This is a genomic window from Streptomyces purpureus (assembly GCF_014648195.1).
GTDB classification, from domain to species: domain Bacteria; phylum Actinomycetota; class Actinomycetes; order Streptomycetales; family Streptomycetaceae; genus Streptomyces; species Streptomyces purpureus.
This window is the reverse complement of sequence record NZ_BMQQ01000035.1, coordinates 18,824-32,209: the sequence shown is the minus strand read 5'-3', so window position 1 is coordinate 32,209 and position 13,386 is coordinate 18,824. Positions and strand designations below refer to the sequence as shown.

At 70.9% G+C, this 13,386-nt stretch carries 14 protein-coding genes and 1 pseudogene; 8 read left to right on the top strand and 7 right to left on the bottom strand.

Annotated elements, in window-relative coordinates; all coding sequences use genetic code 11:
* Window positions 1-81 precede the first annotated feature (81 nt).
* Window positions 82-1,605 (top strand): LVIVD repeat-containing protein, encoded by a 1,524-nt coding sequence (locus IEZ01_RS30400; RefSeq protein WP_189204922.1) that lies wholly within the window; start codon window positions 82-84, stop codon window positions 1,603-1,605.
* Here the strand turns inward: IEZ01_RS30400 and IEZ01_RS30395 are convergent.
* The 4 genes from IEZ01_RS30395 to IEZ01_RS30380 form a co-directional block, all read right to left on the bottom strand.
* Window positions 1,572-2,261, bottom strand: coding sequence for a TetR/AcrR family transcriptional regulator (locus IEZ01_RS30395; RefSeq protein ID WP_019884336.1), 690 nt, complete (start codon window positions 2,259-2,261; stop codon window positions 1,572-1,574). The genes IEZ01_RS30400 and IEZ01_RS30395 overlap by 34 nt on opposite strands.
* Before the next feature lie 73 nt (window positions 2,262-2,334).
* Entirely contained in the window at window positions 2,335-3,078 is a 744-nt protein-coding gene (locus IEZ01_RS30390; protein ID WP_019884335.1) for a phosphatase PAP2 family protein, read from the bottom strand.
* Window positions 3,079-3,110: 32 nt separating this feature from the next.
* Window positions 3,111-4,046 carry a M56 family metallopeptidase gene (locus IEZ01_RS30385; protein WP_189204920.1) on the bottom strand — a complete coding sequence of 312 codons (936 nt, stop codon included), beginning with the start codon at window positions 4,044-4,046 and terminating at the stop codon, window positions 3,111-3,113.
* Between the two features lie 105 nt (window positions 4,047-4,151).
* Window positions 4,152-4,733 carry a DUF5134 domain-containing protein gene (locus IEZ01_RS30380; protein ID WP_019884332.1) on the bottom strand — a complete coding sequence of 194 codons (582 nt, stop codon included), beginning with the start codon at window positions 4,731-4,733 and terminating at the stop codon, window positions 4,152-4,154.
* Window positions 4,734-4,898: 165 nt separating this feature from the next.
* On the opposite strand from IEZ01_RS30380, the gene IEZ01_RS30375 reads away from it, so the two are divergent.
* Complete coding sequence (locus tag IEZ01_RS30375; protein WP_019884331.1) at window positions 4,899-5,453, top strand: GNAT family N-acetyltransferase; 555 nt, start codon at window positions 4,899-4,901, stop codon at window positions 5,451-5,453.
* Window positions 5,454-5,520: 67 nt separating this feature from the next.
* Here the strand turns inward: IEZ01_RS30375 and IEZ01_RS30370 are convergent, their stop codons facing one another.
* Both IEZ01_RS30370 and IEZ01_RS30365 read right to left on the bottom strand, forming a co-directional pair.
* A complete protein-coding gene (locus IEZ01_RS30370; RefSeq protein WP_078513231.1) occupies window positions 5,521-6,204 on the bottom strand; it encodes a glycerophosphodiester phosphodiesterase in 684 nt (227 codons plus the stop codon).
* 193 nt (window positions 6,205-6,397) lie between these two features.
* Complete coding sequence (locus IEZ01_RS30365) at window positions 6,398-7,027, bottom strand: PadR family transcriptional regulator (protein WP_106959771.1); 630 nt, start codon at window positions 7,025-7,027, stop codon at window positions 6,398-6,400.
* Window positions 7,028-7,079: 52 nt separating this feature from the next.
* Here IEZ01_RS30365 and IEZ01_RS30360 point away from each other — a divergent pair, with 52 nt between their 5' ends.
* The 6 genes from IEZ01_RS30360 (at window position 7,080) to IEZ01_RS30335 (ending at window position 13,102) form a co-directional block, all read left to right on the top strand.
* Window positions 7,080-8,267, top strand: a complete 1,188-nt coding sequence (locus tag IEZ01_RS30360) for an LLM class flavin-dependent oxidoreductase (RefSeq protein WP_189204918.1) — start codon at window positions 7,080-7,082, stop codon at window positions 8,265-8,267.
* 152 nt (window positions 8,268-8,419) lie between these two features.
* The gene (locus tag IEZ01_RS30355) at window positions 8,420-9,814 is read left to right on the top strand and encodes a DUF6421 family protein (protein WP_052185614.1); all 1,395 of its coding nucleotides are present in this window, start codon (window positions 8,420-8,422) and stop codon (window positions 9,812-9,814) included.
* 32 nt (window positions 9,815-9,846) lie between these two features.
* Complete coding sequence (locus IEZ01_RS30350; RefSeq protein ID WP_019884321.1) at window positions 9,847-10,605, top strand: SDR family NAD(P)-dependent oxidoreductase; 759 nt, start codon at window positions 9,847-9,849, stop codon at window positions 10,603-10,605.
* Window positions 10,602-11,672, top strand: coding sequence for a threonine aldolase family protein (locus IEZ01_RS30345; RefSeq protein WP_019884320.1), 1,071 nt, complete (start codon window positions 10,602-10,604; stop codon window positions 11,670-11,672). The genes IEZ01_RS30350 and IEZ01_RS30345 overlap by 4 nt, the downstream gene beginning before the upstream one ends.
* Window positions 11,673-11,768: 96 nt before the next feature.
* A complete protein-coding gene (locus tag IEZ01_RS30340) occupies window positions 11,769-12,368 on the top strand; it encodes a transglutaminase-like domain-containing protein (RefSeq protein ID WP_189204914.1) in 600 nt (199 codons plus the stop codon).
* A gap of 38 nt (window positions 12,369-12,406) precedes the next feature.
* Window positions 12,407-13,102 (top strand): B3/B4 domain-containing protein, encoded by a 696-nt coding sequence (locus tag IEZ01_RS30335; protein WP_019884318.1) that lies wholly within the window; start codon window positions 12,407-12,409, stop codon window positions 13,100-13,102.
* A 34-nt stretch (window positions 13,103-13,136) separates the two neighbouring features.
* Here IEZ01_RS30335 and IEZ01_RS35355 read toward each other — a convergent pair.
* Window positions 13,137-13,386 (bottom strand): annotated as a pseudogene (locus IEZ01_RS35355) (1-acyl-sn-glycerol-3-phosphate acyltransferase); the annotation flags it as partial.

The window sequence follows — 13,386 nt, the reverse complement described above, 5'->3', positions numbered from 1 at the left end:
CTGTTGAGATGTCCATGCAAAGGAAGATACTGCCGGGGTCCGTGACCCGTTCCCCTGCGAACGGAGACAAGGGAGGACGCAGTGACCTCGTTGCGAACCACGCGTACGCGGCGCAGACGTCTGGGTGTGGCGACAGCCGCGGCCGGACTGCTGGCCACCCTGCTGACGGCCGGACCCGCGGCCGCCATCCCCGACCCCGGAGACGCTCCCCCCACCCAGAGCTCGGTGACGTCCGAGCAGGCGGCCGAAGCCAAGGCCGCCATCCGGTCCGGCGAGATCCCCGGCGTGGACCAGATCGTCCACAGCGCCAACATCACGCACGTCGCGAACATCCCGAAGGACGCCCTCCAGGGCACCAACTCGGACCTGGCCTTCCAGGGCCGGTACGCCTTCGCCGGCAACTACGACGGCTTCCGGATCTTCGACATCAGCAACCCGAAGGCCCCCAAGACCGTCGCGCAGGTCCTGTGCCCCGGATCGCAGAACGACGTCTCGGTCTCCGGAAACCTGCTCTTCCTGTCCACCGACTCCTCCCGGAGCGACGACTCCTGCGCGAGCACCACCCAGCCCGCCACGGAGAAGTCCTCCTGGGAGGGCATGAAGATCTTCGACATCAGCGACGTCCGCAACCCCAAGTACGTCGCCTCGGTCGAGACGGCCTGTGGCTCCCACACCCACACGCTGGTGCCCGAGCGCCGCGACGTCTACATCTACGTGTCCTCCTACTCGCCCGACGCGGCGTTCCCCGACTGTCAGCCACCGCACGACGGCATCTCGGTGATCAAGGTCCCGCGCAAGGCACCGCAGCGGGCCGCGGTCGTGAACTTCCCGGTGCTCTTCCCGGGTGAGGGACCCGACGGCGGCGGCAACCCCGGCCCGCCCACCAACCCGGGCGTACGGAAGACGACCGGCTGCCACGACATCACCGTGCTGCCCTCCAAGGACCTGGCGGCCGGGGCCTGTATGGGCGACGGCATCCTGTTCTCCATCAAGGACCCCGCCAACCCGAAGGTGATCGACCGGGTCCAGGACAATGTGAACTTCGCGTTCTGGCACTCCGCCACCTTCAACCAGAAGGCCAACAAGGTCGTCTACACCGACGAGCTCGGCGGTGGCTCCGCTGCCACCTGCAACGCCGCCGTCGGACCGAACCGCGGCGCCAACGGCGTCTACGACATCGTCGGCAAGGGCGACCACCGCAAGCTGGTCTTCCGCAGCTACTTCAAGATCCCGCGCCACCAGGCCGACACCGAGAACTGCGTCGCCCACAACGGCTCGCTGATCCCGGTCAAGGGCAAGGACCTCATGGTCCAGGGCTGGTACCAGGGCGGCGTCTCCGTCTGGGACTTCACCGACTCCGCCAAGCCCAAGGAGATCGCCTACTTCGAACGCGGCCCGCTCAGCACCGACGTGATCCGCTCCGGCGGCTCCTGGTCCGCGTACTACTACAACGGACACATCTACTCGAACGACATGGCCAAGGGCTTCGACGTGCTGAGGCTCGACGACCGCCGCACCGACCCGGCGAAGCGGATCCGGATGGACGCGCTCAACGTCCAGACCCAGCCGGACTACTTCGACGACTTCGACAACGACGACGACTGAGCCGGCGGCCGGGCCGGCGTCAGCGCCGGGCCGGTGACCGGCGTGCCGCCGCCGGGGGCATCCTCCGGCGGCGGCATCCCCAGCTCCAGGCCCAGCCCGTAGCGCTGGAAGAGCTCCGCCCGCAGCCGGGCCCGCGGCATCGGCGCACCGGGCAGCAGCACCGCGAAGACCGCGCCCATCAGCAGCGCCCGCAGCAGCGGATAGTCCGCGTCCACCTGATCGGAGCCGTACCGTCGGACCGTGTCCCGCAGCAGAAAGGCCAGCCGCTGCTGTTCGGGGCACTGCACAAAACCCTCCGCCTGCAGGATTCCGGCCATGTGCGCGCGCATCAGCACGGGCTGGTCGACGGCGAGCCCCAGGATCGCGTCGATCGCCCGGGCCAGCAGTTCGCGCCCGTCCTCCGTGCGCGGCTCGCGCTCCAGCGCCGCCTGCAGCGTCAGATGCATCAGCCGGTGCACGGCGGACTGGAGCAGCTGGCGTTTGCCAGGAAAGTAGTACGAGATCAGTCCGCGGGCGGCACCCGCCCGGTCCGCGATGTCTCCCAAGGTCGTGGCCTCGTAGCCTCGCTCGCCGACCAGCTCCACGGTCGCCTGGAGGAGCCGCTCGCGGGAACGCCGCCTCAGCTCTTCATTGACCTCTGCGCTCCGCGGGGACATGCTTAACTCCTGCGTTGACTGGCTCCCAGCCAATATACTCAGCGCGTCCCGGTGCGACGCCCTTCGTGGCTGGTCAGCGGGGTGGCCGTCTGTTCTGGGGCGACGCGGGGGATCGCCTCAGGACAGGCGGTTTCGGCCTGCCCTCATGTCCTTGCCTCCATCCTCCTCCTCTCCCGTAGAGGAGGACAGCGAGGGCCACCGTCAGCGCGCCGAGCAGCCAGCCGCCCACCACGTCGGTGATCCAGTGGACCCCGAGGTAGATCCGGGTCAGTCCGACCCCGAGCACGGACACCACGGCGAGCGCTACGGCGGCCCACCACAGCCGTGGGCCGGGGTACCGGCGGGCGAGCAGCCACAGCAGCAGGCCGCAGGTGACGGCGGCGGTCATGGCGTGGCCCGAGGGGTACGCGGCGTAGTGCGCGAAGTCCACCGGATCGGGCCACCGGGGCCGCTCACGGCCCAGCGCGGTCTTCAGCCCCTGCTGGACGACGGTGGCCAGCACGCTCGTCGCGGCCACCCAGAGCGCGAGCCGCCGCTGCCCCCGCCACCACAGGGCGACCACGGCCACGGCGATCAGGGCCCGCATCGTCCAGGGGTCCCACACCCAGTCGCTCAGCACCTGGTTCGCCTCGGTGAGCCCGGGCTCGGCCACCGCGTCGCGGTGCAGCCTGTGGGCCACCTTCCGGTCGACCGAGATCAGGGGCGCCCAGTCGACGGCCACGAGAACCAGCAGGACCGCGGAGAGCGCGCCGGTCCACAGCGCCCAGGTCCGGGCGGACAGCAGGGTGGGCGGGGCGCCGGGAGTGGAGGAGCGCATGGGGCGATCTTCCCCGAAGCCGGTCAGCGGAGCTATCCCAGCGCGCTGAGCCCGGGCACGAATGCCACCAGAAGCGGCACCACGGGCACCAGCGCGGCCGCCGCCGTGAGCCGCAGGCGCCGGCCCGCGGTGAGCCGGGGCGCCGCCGTGAGCAGCCGGTTCACGCGCCGCGGCAGCTCGGAGTCGGGAGTCGGACAGGGCCCGAACACGCCCCGGTGCTCGTTGAGTTCGACCAGCGCCAGCGCGATCGTGAGCCGCCCGAACCGCCGCGACGCCACGTCGTCGGCGGCCAGCTCGACGAGCCGGTGCATCTCCGCACGGAACGCGGCGAACACCGGTACCCCCGGAAAACCGTCCGCCAGCGCCGCCGAACAGTGCAGCAGCCAGTCGTGCCGGGCGCGCGCGTGCCCCTGCTCATGGGCGAGCACCGCATCGAGCTGACGGCCTTTCAGCCGCCGCAACGCGGCGGTGGTGACGACCAGTTGAGGAGCAGCTCCCGGCATCCACCAGGCATCCGGCCGCTCGCCCTCCAGCACCACCAGCGGTTCCTCGCCCGGCTCCTCGCCAGGCAACAGCGGGGCACGTACGAGCAGTTCACCGCGGCGCAGGCGGCGCCGGGCCGCCGCGCGGCGGATCTCGCGGGTGAGCATGGCGCCCGTCCACAGCCCGCCCCCGGCCAGCACCACGGCGAGCGCGGCCGACCACGGCTGATGGGTGCCCAGTGCGTACGCCTCGACGACGCCCCGGGGCGCGGGCGCGAACACGTGGCCCCGTACGGCCTGCCAGGCCGCGGCCGCGCTGAAGGTCATCGACAGCGCGAAGCTCAGCAGCACCGCGCCCACCACGCACTGCCACACCCACAGCGCCACCACGGGCTCTCGCTCCACCCAGTCGGCCCGGGGCAGAAGCCGTGGACCCACGACGGCGGTCAGGGCGCCGAGCGCGAGCAGCGCGAGGGAGACCAACATGGCGCCAGCCTATGAGTGCGCTCGTACTCCCGGGTATGGCCTCGCGCGCCAAGTGACGTACGCCACGGCCCTCGCCGCCCCGGACGGCCCGCGTCCGGTGGGGCCTCAGAGCGTGAACAGCATCGCCAGCATGGCCATCCCCATCGAGAGCCGGCAGGCCAGCGCCAGCTCCGGACGGACGCTCCACGCGAGGGCTCCACCCGGGTGCGCGGCCACGGGCACCAGCCGGGACCCGGTTCGCAGGACGTACCCCGAGTAGTAGAGCAGCAGCACGCCCGTCAGCAGGGGTATGCCCGACGCGCCGGAGGCCACCGAGTGCCCCACGTGCGCGCCCCCCGCCCCGGACCAGGTCCCCGTCATCGCCACGGCCATGTACACCATCGCCAGCGACCCCATCAAATGGTGCAGATGGTGCGGCAGGTGGCGCCCCGCCCACGGCCGCACGGCCCACAGCGCCCGCACGGCCGCGGCGCCGAACACCACCGCGTACACCAGCCAGGCCCACTGGGGCTGGGCCACCACGGCGGCCGGCAGCGCCATCACCGCCATACCGAACGCCATCAGCGCCTCACCACCCGCCGCCCTGCGGTCCTCACCCGCGCAGCCGTGGCGGCGCAGCAGGCAGTACGTCCCGGCCGCCGCGCACAGCACCACCAGCAGCCAGCCCGCCATCGACGGTCCGTGCACGGGCCACCTCCCCCTTCGACGGTGACAGACGGTCTCCTGAGGAATGCCCTGGGCACGACGGTCGCACGCGAGCGCACAGATGTACGAGGAGGTGTGCAGAGGGAGCGCGCCTGTCCCGTTACGCTCTGGGGCAGCGACACCGCCGTGAGGGGAGACTGGAAGACCATGGACACCGCCGCACTCCGGAGTGCCGGACAGCTCAGCTACCGGGACGCCGTCGAGGCCGATGTGCCCGCTCTGGTGTCCCTCGTCGAGTCCGCCTACCGCGGCGACTCCAGCCGTTCCGGCTGGACCACCGAGGCGGACATCCTCGACGGCCGGCGCACCGACGCGGACGCCGTGCGCCAGGTCGTCACAGCCCCCGGCTCGCGCCTGCTCGTGGTGGAGTGCGACGGCGAGCTGATCGGCTGCTGCCAGCTGGAACGCCGTGGCGAGGCCGCCTACTTCGGTATGTTCGCCGTCCGGCCCGGCACCCAGGGCGCCGGTCTGGGGCGCCAGATCATGGCCGAGGCGGAGCGTCAGGTCCGCGAGGGCTGGGGCGTGCGCGAGATGCACATGACCGTGATCTCGGTCCGCGAGGAGCTGATCGCTTGGTACGAGCGGCGGGGCTACCGCCGTACGGGAAGGATGACGCCCTTCCCGTACGGCGACGAGCGGTTCGGCGTCCCGCTCCGCGACGACCTGCAGTTCGAGCTGCTGGTGAAGGAACTCGGCCCCTGAGCGGAGCCAGCGGAGCCTTCGGATTCCCCGGAGCTCGTGGAGCCCGAGGTGCCGGATCCGGCACGGGCTAGGCCGTGAAACGGCCGGTGCGGCGGATCTCCGGGAAGTCGGTCGTCGCGCCGTCCAGCTGCAGGGCGCGGACCAGGCGCAGATGGTCCTGGGTGTTCACCACCCAGCCGATGACCCGCAGACCGGCGCCGTGGGCCCGCTCCACGGTCTCCAGGGTCAGCCGGCGGATGTTCAGGGCGAGGGCGCCCGCCCCGACCGCCTTGGCCCGGTCCACGATGTCGCTCTCCCAGTGGCTGGCGATCAGCACGGTGCGTACCCCCGGCACCAGCCGGGAGATCTCGGCGACGGCCTCGTCGTGGAACGACGACACCTCGACCCGCCCGACCAGGTCGCGCCGGTGCATCACCTCGGCGAGCGCGCGGGCCGCCGCCTCGTCCTTGATCTCGGCCTGGAGCGGTGACTTCACCGCGTCCAGGACCTCTTCGAACACCGGAATGCGCTCGCCCTGACCGGCGTCCAGCTCACGCAGCTCGGCCAGGGTCCGCTCGGCGATCGGTCCGGATCCGTCGGTGGTGCGGTCCACGTCCGCGTCGTGCATGACGACGAGGGCGCCGTCCTTGCTCAGATGCAGATCGAGTTCGATGGCGTCCATGCCGGCCTGTTCCGCCCGGACGAAGGAACGCAGGGTGTTCTCCGGTTCGACACCCATGACTCCGCGATGACCGATGGTGAGGAAACTCAAGATCTTCTCGCTTCCCGTCGATACTTCGGCTCGGGTCCCATGAGGGGCGCGTCGGTTCCGTCGGCGCTGGTGCCCCACGCGGCACGGCCGCAGCCTAATGGCCCGCATCGGCGATGTATCCGGTCACGCGCGGGCGAACGGAAGCATCCGTTCGCCTCCCGCGAGCCCTGCCGGGAGACCGGGCGCGGCAGCTTCACCCCTGGGTGGGCGCGTCGTCCCCGCCTTGACGCGCCAGCTCCCGGAGGTCCTCCAGCATCGCCTCGGCCAGCTCGAGTTCGGCGTGATGTTGCCGTTCGCTCCAGCGCAGCGCCACCCGCGGATGGGCCCACGCGTCGACGTCCTCGGCGTGCGCCAGCGCCTCGCGGACCGCGGCAAGCTCCGCTCGGGTGTGGGCGATGTGCTCCTCGACGAGGGTCCGCAGCCGCTCGGGCGCGGCCAGGTGCCCGAGCCAGACGCGCAGCAGCAGCGGATGCTTGAGCACGACCGGGCCGCCGTCGGTGCCGGCCCAGGCGGCGAGGGCGGCCCGGCCCGCCTCCGTAATGGCGTACCGGCGCTTGGTCCGGGGCTCCTCGGGACCGGAGCGCCGGGACGTGGCGTAGCCGGCCGCCTCCAGGCGGCGCAGCTCGGCGTAGATCTGGCTGATGGCGGGCGACCAGTAGAAGAAGCGGAGGGAGGCGTCCGCCCACTTCTTCAGGTCGTATCCGGTGCGCTCGCCGGGGAACGACAGCAGGCCGAGCACGGCCCACGCGGTGGGCGGCAGCTCAGGTCCTTCGGTCTGTTCCGTCCGCTGCTCTTGCTTCTTCGAGACCTGACGATTAGTCATATGGCTGATTGAAGTAAGGGCAACCGCACGGACGCAACCCCCTGGAGGTTCCGTGAAGTTCTCCATGATCTTCGAGGCGCAGCTCGCCGACCCGACCGTGGAGCGTGAGCACCAGCTGCTGCGCGACTGCGTCGAGCAGGCAGTCTTCGCCGAGGAGATGGGCTTCGACCGGATCTGGGCGGTCGAACACCACGCCCTCAAGTGGTACGCGCACATGTCCGCCCCCGAGATCTTCCTGACCTGGGTGGCGGCACGGACGACCACCATACGGATCGGTCATGGTGTCGTCTGCATGCCGTTCAACTTCAACCACCCCGTGCGGGTCGCCGAACGCGCGGCCATGCTCGACCTGCTCTCCGGCGGCCGCCTGGACCTCGGGGCCGGCCGGGGCGGCACGGAGCAGGAGACCTCGCTGTGCGGGGTAGACCGCGACCGTACGACCCAGGAGGTGGAGGAGGCGCTGCGGATCATCGGACAGGCCTGGCAGAAGGACGAGCTGGAGTACGAGGGCGAGCTGCTCAGGATCGGTCCGCATCCGGTCCTGCCCCGCCCCAGGCAGACCCCGCACCCACCCCTCTTCCTGGCCTGCAGCCGCGCCGAGACCCTCACCCGGGCCGCCGAGCTCGGCATCGGCGCGCTCGTCATGGGCTTCGCCGGGCCGGAGGCCGTCGGGCAGATGCGGGCGGCGTACGACGCCGCGCGCGCCGCGCGCAGCGGCGACAGCTTCGTCTCCACAGCGGTCAACGACCACTTCTCCGTGCTCTGCCCCACGATCGTCCTGGACGACGGGGCCGAGGCGCGCCGGATCGGGACGCGGGGGCAGCGCTTCTTCGCCCAGGCCATCGGGCACTGGTACGGCGGTACGGGCGTCCCCGACGAGGCGGTGGTGGAGGGCGCCGACGAGGCGGCCGAGATGCGTAAGGCAGCCGAGCAGGTGGTGGCGCGGCTGCACGAGCACGACATCCCCGTCCGGCCGAACGCCACCGCCACCTTCAACGCCGACCACGCCTATGGCACGGCCGAGGACGCCATCGCCCATGTGAAGCGGCTCAGGGACGCGGGCGCCGACGAGATCATGTGCCTGGTCCAGATGGGCACCGTCCCTCAGGCGGCCTGCATGGAGACCCTGCGGCAGTGGGGCGAGAAGGTCATCCCCTACTTCCGGGAGACGGCTTCGCGGGAGACGGCCTCGCGGGAGACGGCTTCGCAGGAGGCGGCTAGCCGGGGGACGGCCCGATAGCAGGGGATGCGCTTGCCCGCACCCATCCCGACAGGAAAAACAGCGGTGACCATGGGGGTCAGGCAGGATAATTTCTTCCCCCTCCCCTTGTGGGGGAGAACCTCGCACGGATACGGTGTCTTGACGCGAGGTTCTCCTGTGAAGGAAGAGGCATGACGGAAATTCTTGTGCAGGACATGGTGGGTGCGGACATAGCCGCCGCCAGGGTGGTGGACCACCCTGCCTGGCCCGAGCTCAAGAACGCGGTGGAGGAGATCCGTCCCTGGCAGTCCAAGGACGGCTCGATCGACTTCGACGCCGAGGGCGCGCCGTCCCGCGCGCTCGTCGAGAACGCCGTCGGCCGCATGACCGACGCGATCGAGCAGCTCTCCCCGCTGCTCCCGCACGACGCCGCCTACCACCGCGCCCTCGTCGCCGACCTGCGCGGCTGGGTGGACGGCGGATTCGCCGTGCCGGACTTCCTGGACTCCCTGCTCGCCTTCCACCCCGCGGCCGACCGCGTGGACGGACTGCAGCACCTGGTCGTCTTCCCGATGTACACCCAGAACGGCAACCCCGACCGCAACTTCGAAGCGGTCGTGCTGCGCATGGTCTGGCCGGAGTGGCTCGCCGAGCTGGAGGCCACCCGCTACGACAACCCGCTCTTCTGCGGCATCACCTTCGAGGACTTCACCGCGGGGTACGACACCCACTCCGCCGTGCTCTTCCCGGAGACCATCGCCGTGCGCGAGGCCCCCGAGCGCTTCACCTGGGGCGGCATCTTCTGCGACCGTGAGGCCGCCCGCTTCCGCAAGGTCACCGAGGCCGCCGTCGACATCCTGGGTCTCGAGCTGCCCGAGGACATCGCCGCCATGGTCGAGGACCAGGAGCGCTGCGAGAAGGCCTTCGTGCTCTGGGACATGGTCCACGACCGCACCCACAGCCACGGCGACCTGCCCTTCGACCCGTTCATGATCAAGCAGCGCCAGCCGTTCTGGATGTACGGCCTGGAGGAGCTCCGCTGCGACCTCACCGCCTTCAAGGAGGCCGTGAAGCTGGACGCCGAGGGCAATGCCCACGGCCGTGACGTGCAGTACGCCGTCCTGTTCGACCGGATGTTCCGCTTCCCGGTCTCCGGCGACCGCAACCGCAACTACGACGGTCTCGGCGGTCAGCTGCTCTTCGCGTACCTGCACAAGCACGACGTGGTGCGCTGGACCGACAACAAGCTGAAGATCGACTGGCAGCGCGCCCCCGAGGTCACCAACCAGCTCTGCGCCGAGATCGAGGAGCTGTACCGGGCGGGCATCGACCGCCCCAAGCTCGTCCACTGGTTCAAGGCGTACGAGCTCGTCTCCACCTACCTCGCCCCGCACCCGGGATCCCGCTGGGCCAAGGGCCCGGACGCCCTGGACCTGTCGCAGCCGCCGCGCAAGCTCGTGGACGACGTGCTTCCGGACGAGTTTCCCCTCAGCATGTTCTATGAGGCACTCGCCAAGAAACTGAAGGGCGTCATCGCCTCGGCCAAGGGGATCACTGCCGCGAACGCCGAGCGGGCCGCCGCGTGAGCATTCGCACCGAGAACGTGGAGGAGGGGACCATGAACGGCAACGGAAACGGCGGACCGCTCGACGGTGCCGTGATCGCGGTGGCCGGCGCGGCGGGCCCCGCGGGCCGTGCCGCGCTGCTGCGGCTGGCCGAGGCGGGAGCCACCGTGGTCGCCTCCGACGCGGACGCCGCCCGCCTCGCCGAGGCGGTCGACGCCGCCCGCTACGCCCACGGCGGCGCCACCGTCACCGGCGACACCGTCGACCTTTTCGACCTCGGCGCGGCCCGTGAGTGGGCCGACAAGACCGAGAAGGAGTTCGGGCGTATCGACGGCCTGGTCCACCTCGTTGGCGGCTGGCGCGGCAGCGCCACCTTCGCCGAGACCGACCTCGCCGACTGGGAGCTGCTCGAGAAGCTCCTGATCCGCACGGTGCAGTCGACGTCGCTCGCCTTCCACGACGCGCTGCTGCGCAGCGACCGCGGCCGGTACGTGCTGATCAGCGCCGCCGGCGCCTCGCAGCCCACCGCCGGCAACGCCGCCTACGCCGCCGCCAAGGCCGCCGCCGAGGCGTGGACGCTCGCCCTCGGCGACGACTTCCGCAAGGCGGGGGGCGAGGAAGGCCCCAAGGCCGCGGCTGCCATCCTGGTGATCAAGGCACTGGTGCACGACGCCATGCGCGCCGAGCGCCCCAATGCGAAGTTCGCGGGCTTCACGGACGTCAAGGAACTGGCCGAGGCCATCGCCGGTGTCTGGGACCGGCCCGCACGGGAAGTGAATGGACAGCGCCTGTGGCTGACCCCCAAGCCGTGATCCCCACCAAGACCGACGCGCGCCGGCACCACGATCCGTCCGTACGCGGGTTCGCCAGCGACAACTACGCCGGCGTACACCCGGAGGTGCTGGCCGCCGTCGCCCTGGCCAACGACGGCCATCAGGTCGCCTATGGCGAGGACGCGTACACCGAGCACCTCCAGCGGGTCATGCACAGCCACTTCGGCTCTTCCGCCGAGGCCTTCCCGGTGTTCAACGGCACCGGCGCCAACGTCACCGCGCTCCAGGCCCTCACCGACCGGTGGGGTGCGGTGATCTGCGCCGAGACCGCGCACATCAACGTGGACGAGGGCGGTGCCCCGGAGCGGATGGGCGGCCTCAAGCTGCTCACCGTCCCGACCCCGGACGGCAAGCTGACCCCCGAGCTCATCGACCGGCAGGCGTGGGGCTGGGAGGACGAGCACCGGGCCATGCCGCAGGTCGTCTCCCTCGCCCAGAACACCGAACTGGGCACGGTCTACACGCCGGACGAGATCCGGGCCATCGTGGAGCACGCCCACGCGCGCAACATGAAGGTCCACCTCGACGGCGCGCGGATAGCCAACGCCGCCGCCTCGCTGAACGTGCCGATGCGGGCGTTCACCAACGCGGTGGGCGTCGACGTCATCTCGTACGGCGGTACCAAGAACGGCATGATGTTCGGCGAGGCCGTGGTGGTCCTCAACCCGGACGCCGTCAGCCACATGAAGCATCTGCGCAAGCTGTCGATGCAGCTCGCCTCCAAGATGCGGTTCGTCTCCGTGCAGTTGGAGGCCCTGCTCACCAAGGACCTGTGGCTGCGCAACGCCCGCCACGCCAACGCCATGGCGCAGCGGCTCGCCGACGGTGTGCGCGGGGTGGACGGGGTGGAGATCCTCTATCCGGTCCAGGCCAACGCGGTCTTCGCGCGGCTGCCCCACGACGTGAGCGTGCGGCTGCAGAAGCGGTTCCGCTTCTACTTCTGGGACGAGGCCGCCGGTGACGTGCGGTGGATGTGCTCGTTCGACACCACCGAGGACGACGTGGACGCCTTCCTTCAGGCGCTGAAGGAAGAGATGACCCGCTGACGACCTGACCTCAGGCACCGTCACAGCGTGTATAGATATACGGCCGACCGGAAGTTGATTGACTTCCGGTCGGCCGTCTTCGTAGGGTCCCGGCGTATGGAACTCATCCAGAGCGCCCCGGAACTCTCCGGCTACCTCGCGGCGGACGAGGCGGTCGACCATCATCACCCCGTCGTACGGGAGACGGCCGCGCGGCTGCGCGCGGAGCACTCCGACGCATACTCATACGCCAAGGCGGCCTTCGAGTTCGTACGGGACGCCATCCCGCACTCGCAGGACTCCGGAGACCTCCGCGTCACCTGGCGCGCCTCGGACGTGCTGCGGCTTGGCACCGGCATCTGCTACGCCAAGTCGATCGCCCTGGTCGCGCTGTTGCGCGCGGCGTCGATTCCCGCGGGTCTCTGCTACCAGCGCCTGGCCGACGACGACGGCGGCAATCCGGTCGTCCATGGGCTGATCGCCCTCAAGCTGCCCGGCGAGGAGGCCTGGGTGCGGCAGGACCCGCGGGGGAACAGGCCCGGCATCGACGCCCAGTTCTCCCTCGACCGTGAACGGCTGGCCTTCCCCGTCCGCCCGGAGTCCAATGAAGTGGACTATCCGGTACTCTATGCTGAACCGCACCCGGTGGTCCTGGCTGCCCTGAAGGCCGCCCCGGACCGCCCGTACCTGTGGAAGACGCTTCCCACCGAACTCTGACGACCGACCATCGACGACGGACATCCGAACGGCGGATCATGACCCTGCAGCTCACCGTGGACGACGCGGTACGCACCCTCGTGCCCGACTTCACCGCGCTCGCCATCGAGGCCCACGGCCTGGTCAACGGGCCCAGTGACGAGGCCAGTTCGGCCCTCCTCGACGACGCGGCCCGCCGCCTCGCCGACCGCCTGGGCGGCCGCGCGCCGCACGAGGACGCGCACATGGCGGCCTGGCGCGCCGCCTACACGGCCTTCGGCGCCAAGCCGTCCCGGACCCGTAACTCCGCCGAGGCGCTCGCCAAGCGCGCCCTCGCCGACGGCGGCCTGCCCCGCATCAACCGCCTCGTCGACGCCTACAACGCGATCAGCGTGGCCCATCTCATCCCCGTCGGCGGCGAGGACCTCGACCGGATCCGCGGCGGGATGCGGCTCGTACGGGCCACCGGCACCGAGCCCTTCGTCACCGTCGCCGGCGGCGAGGAGAGCGTGGAACACCCCGACGCGGGCGAAATCGTGTGGTGCGACGACGAGGGCGTCACCTGCCGCCGCTGGAACTGGCGCCAGGGCCCGCGCACCCGGCTGGAGGAGAGCTCGGTCAATGCGATCTTCCTCCTGGAGAGCCTCGCGCCGATGACCCTCGCCGAGCTGGAGGAGGCGGGCGCCGAGCTCGCCGAATCGCTCCAGAAGCTCAGCCCGGGCGCGGAGCTCGCCGTCCGCACCCTCACCGCCTGAGCGGACCCCTGCCGCCCGACCGGATCGCCCGGTCTCAGTCGCGCACCTGCGCCGGCTCCGGAGCCGTACCCCCGAGGTGCGCGGGCACCCACCAGGTGTCGTCCGCGTCCTTGGGGCGTACGGGATAGGCGCGCTGGGCGGCCTCCAGGAGCTCCTGGACGCGCTCGCGCAGCCGCCGGGTGATCGCACCCGCGTACTGGTCGGTGGGCGCCTCCACGGGCTCCCCGACCCGGATCGTCACCGGGATGTGGCTGCGCTTGAAGTTCCGCGGCCGGCCCTTCGTC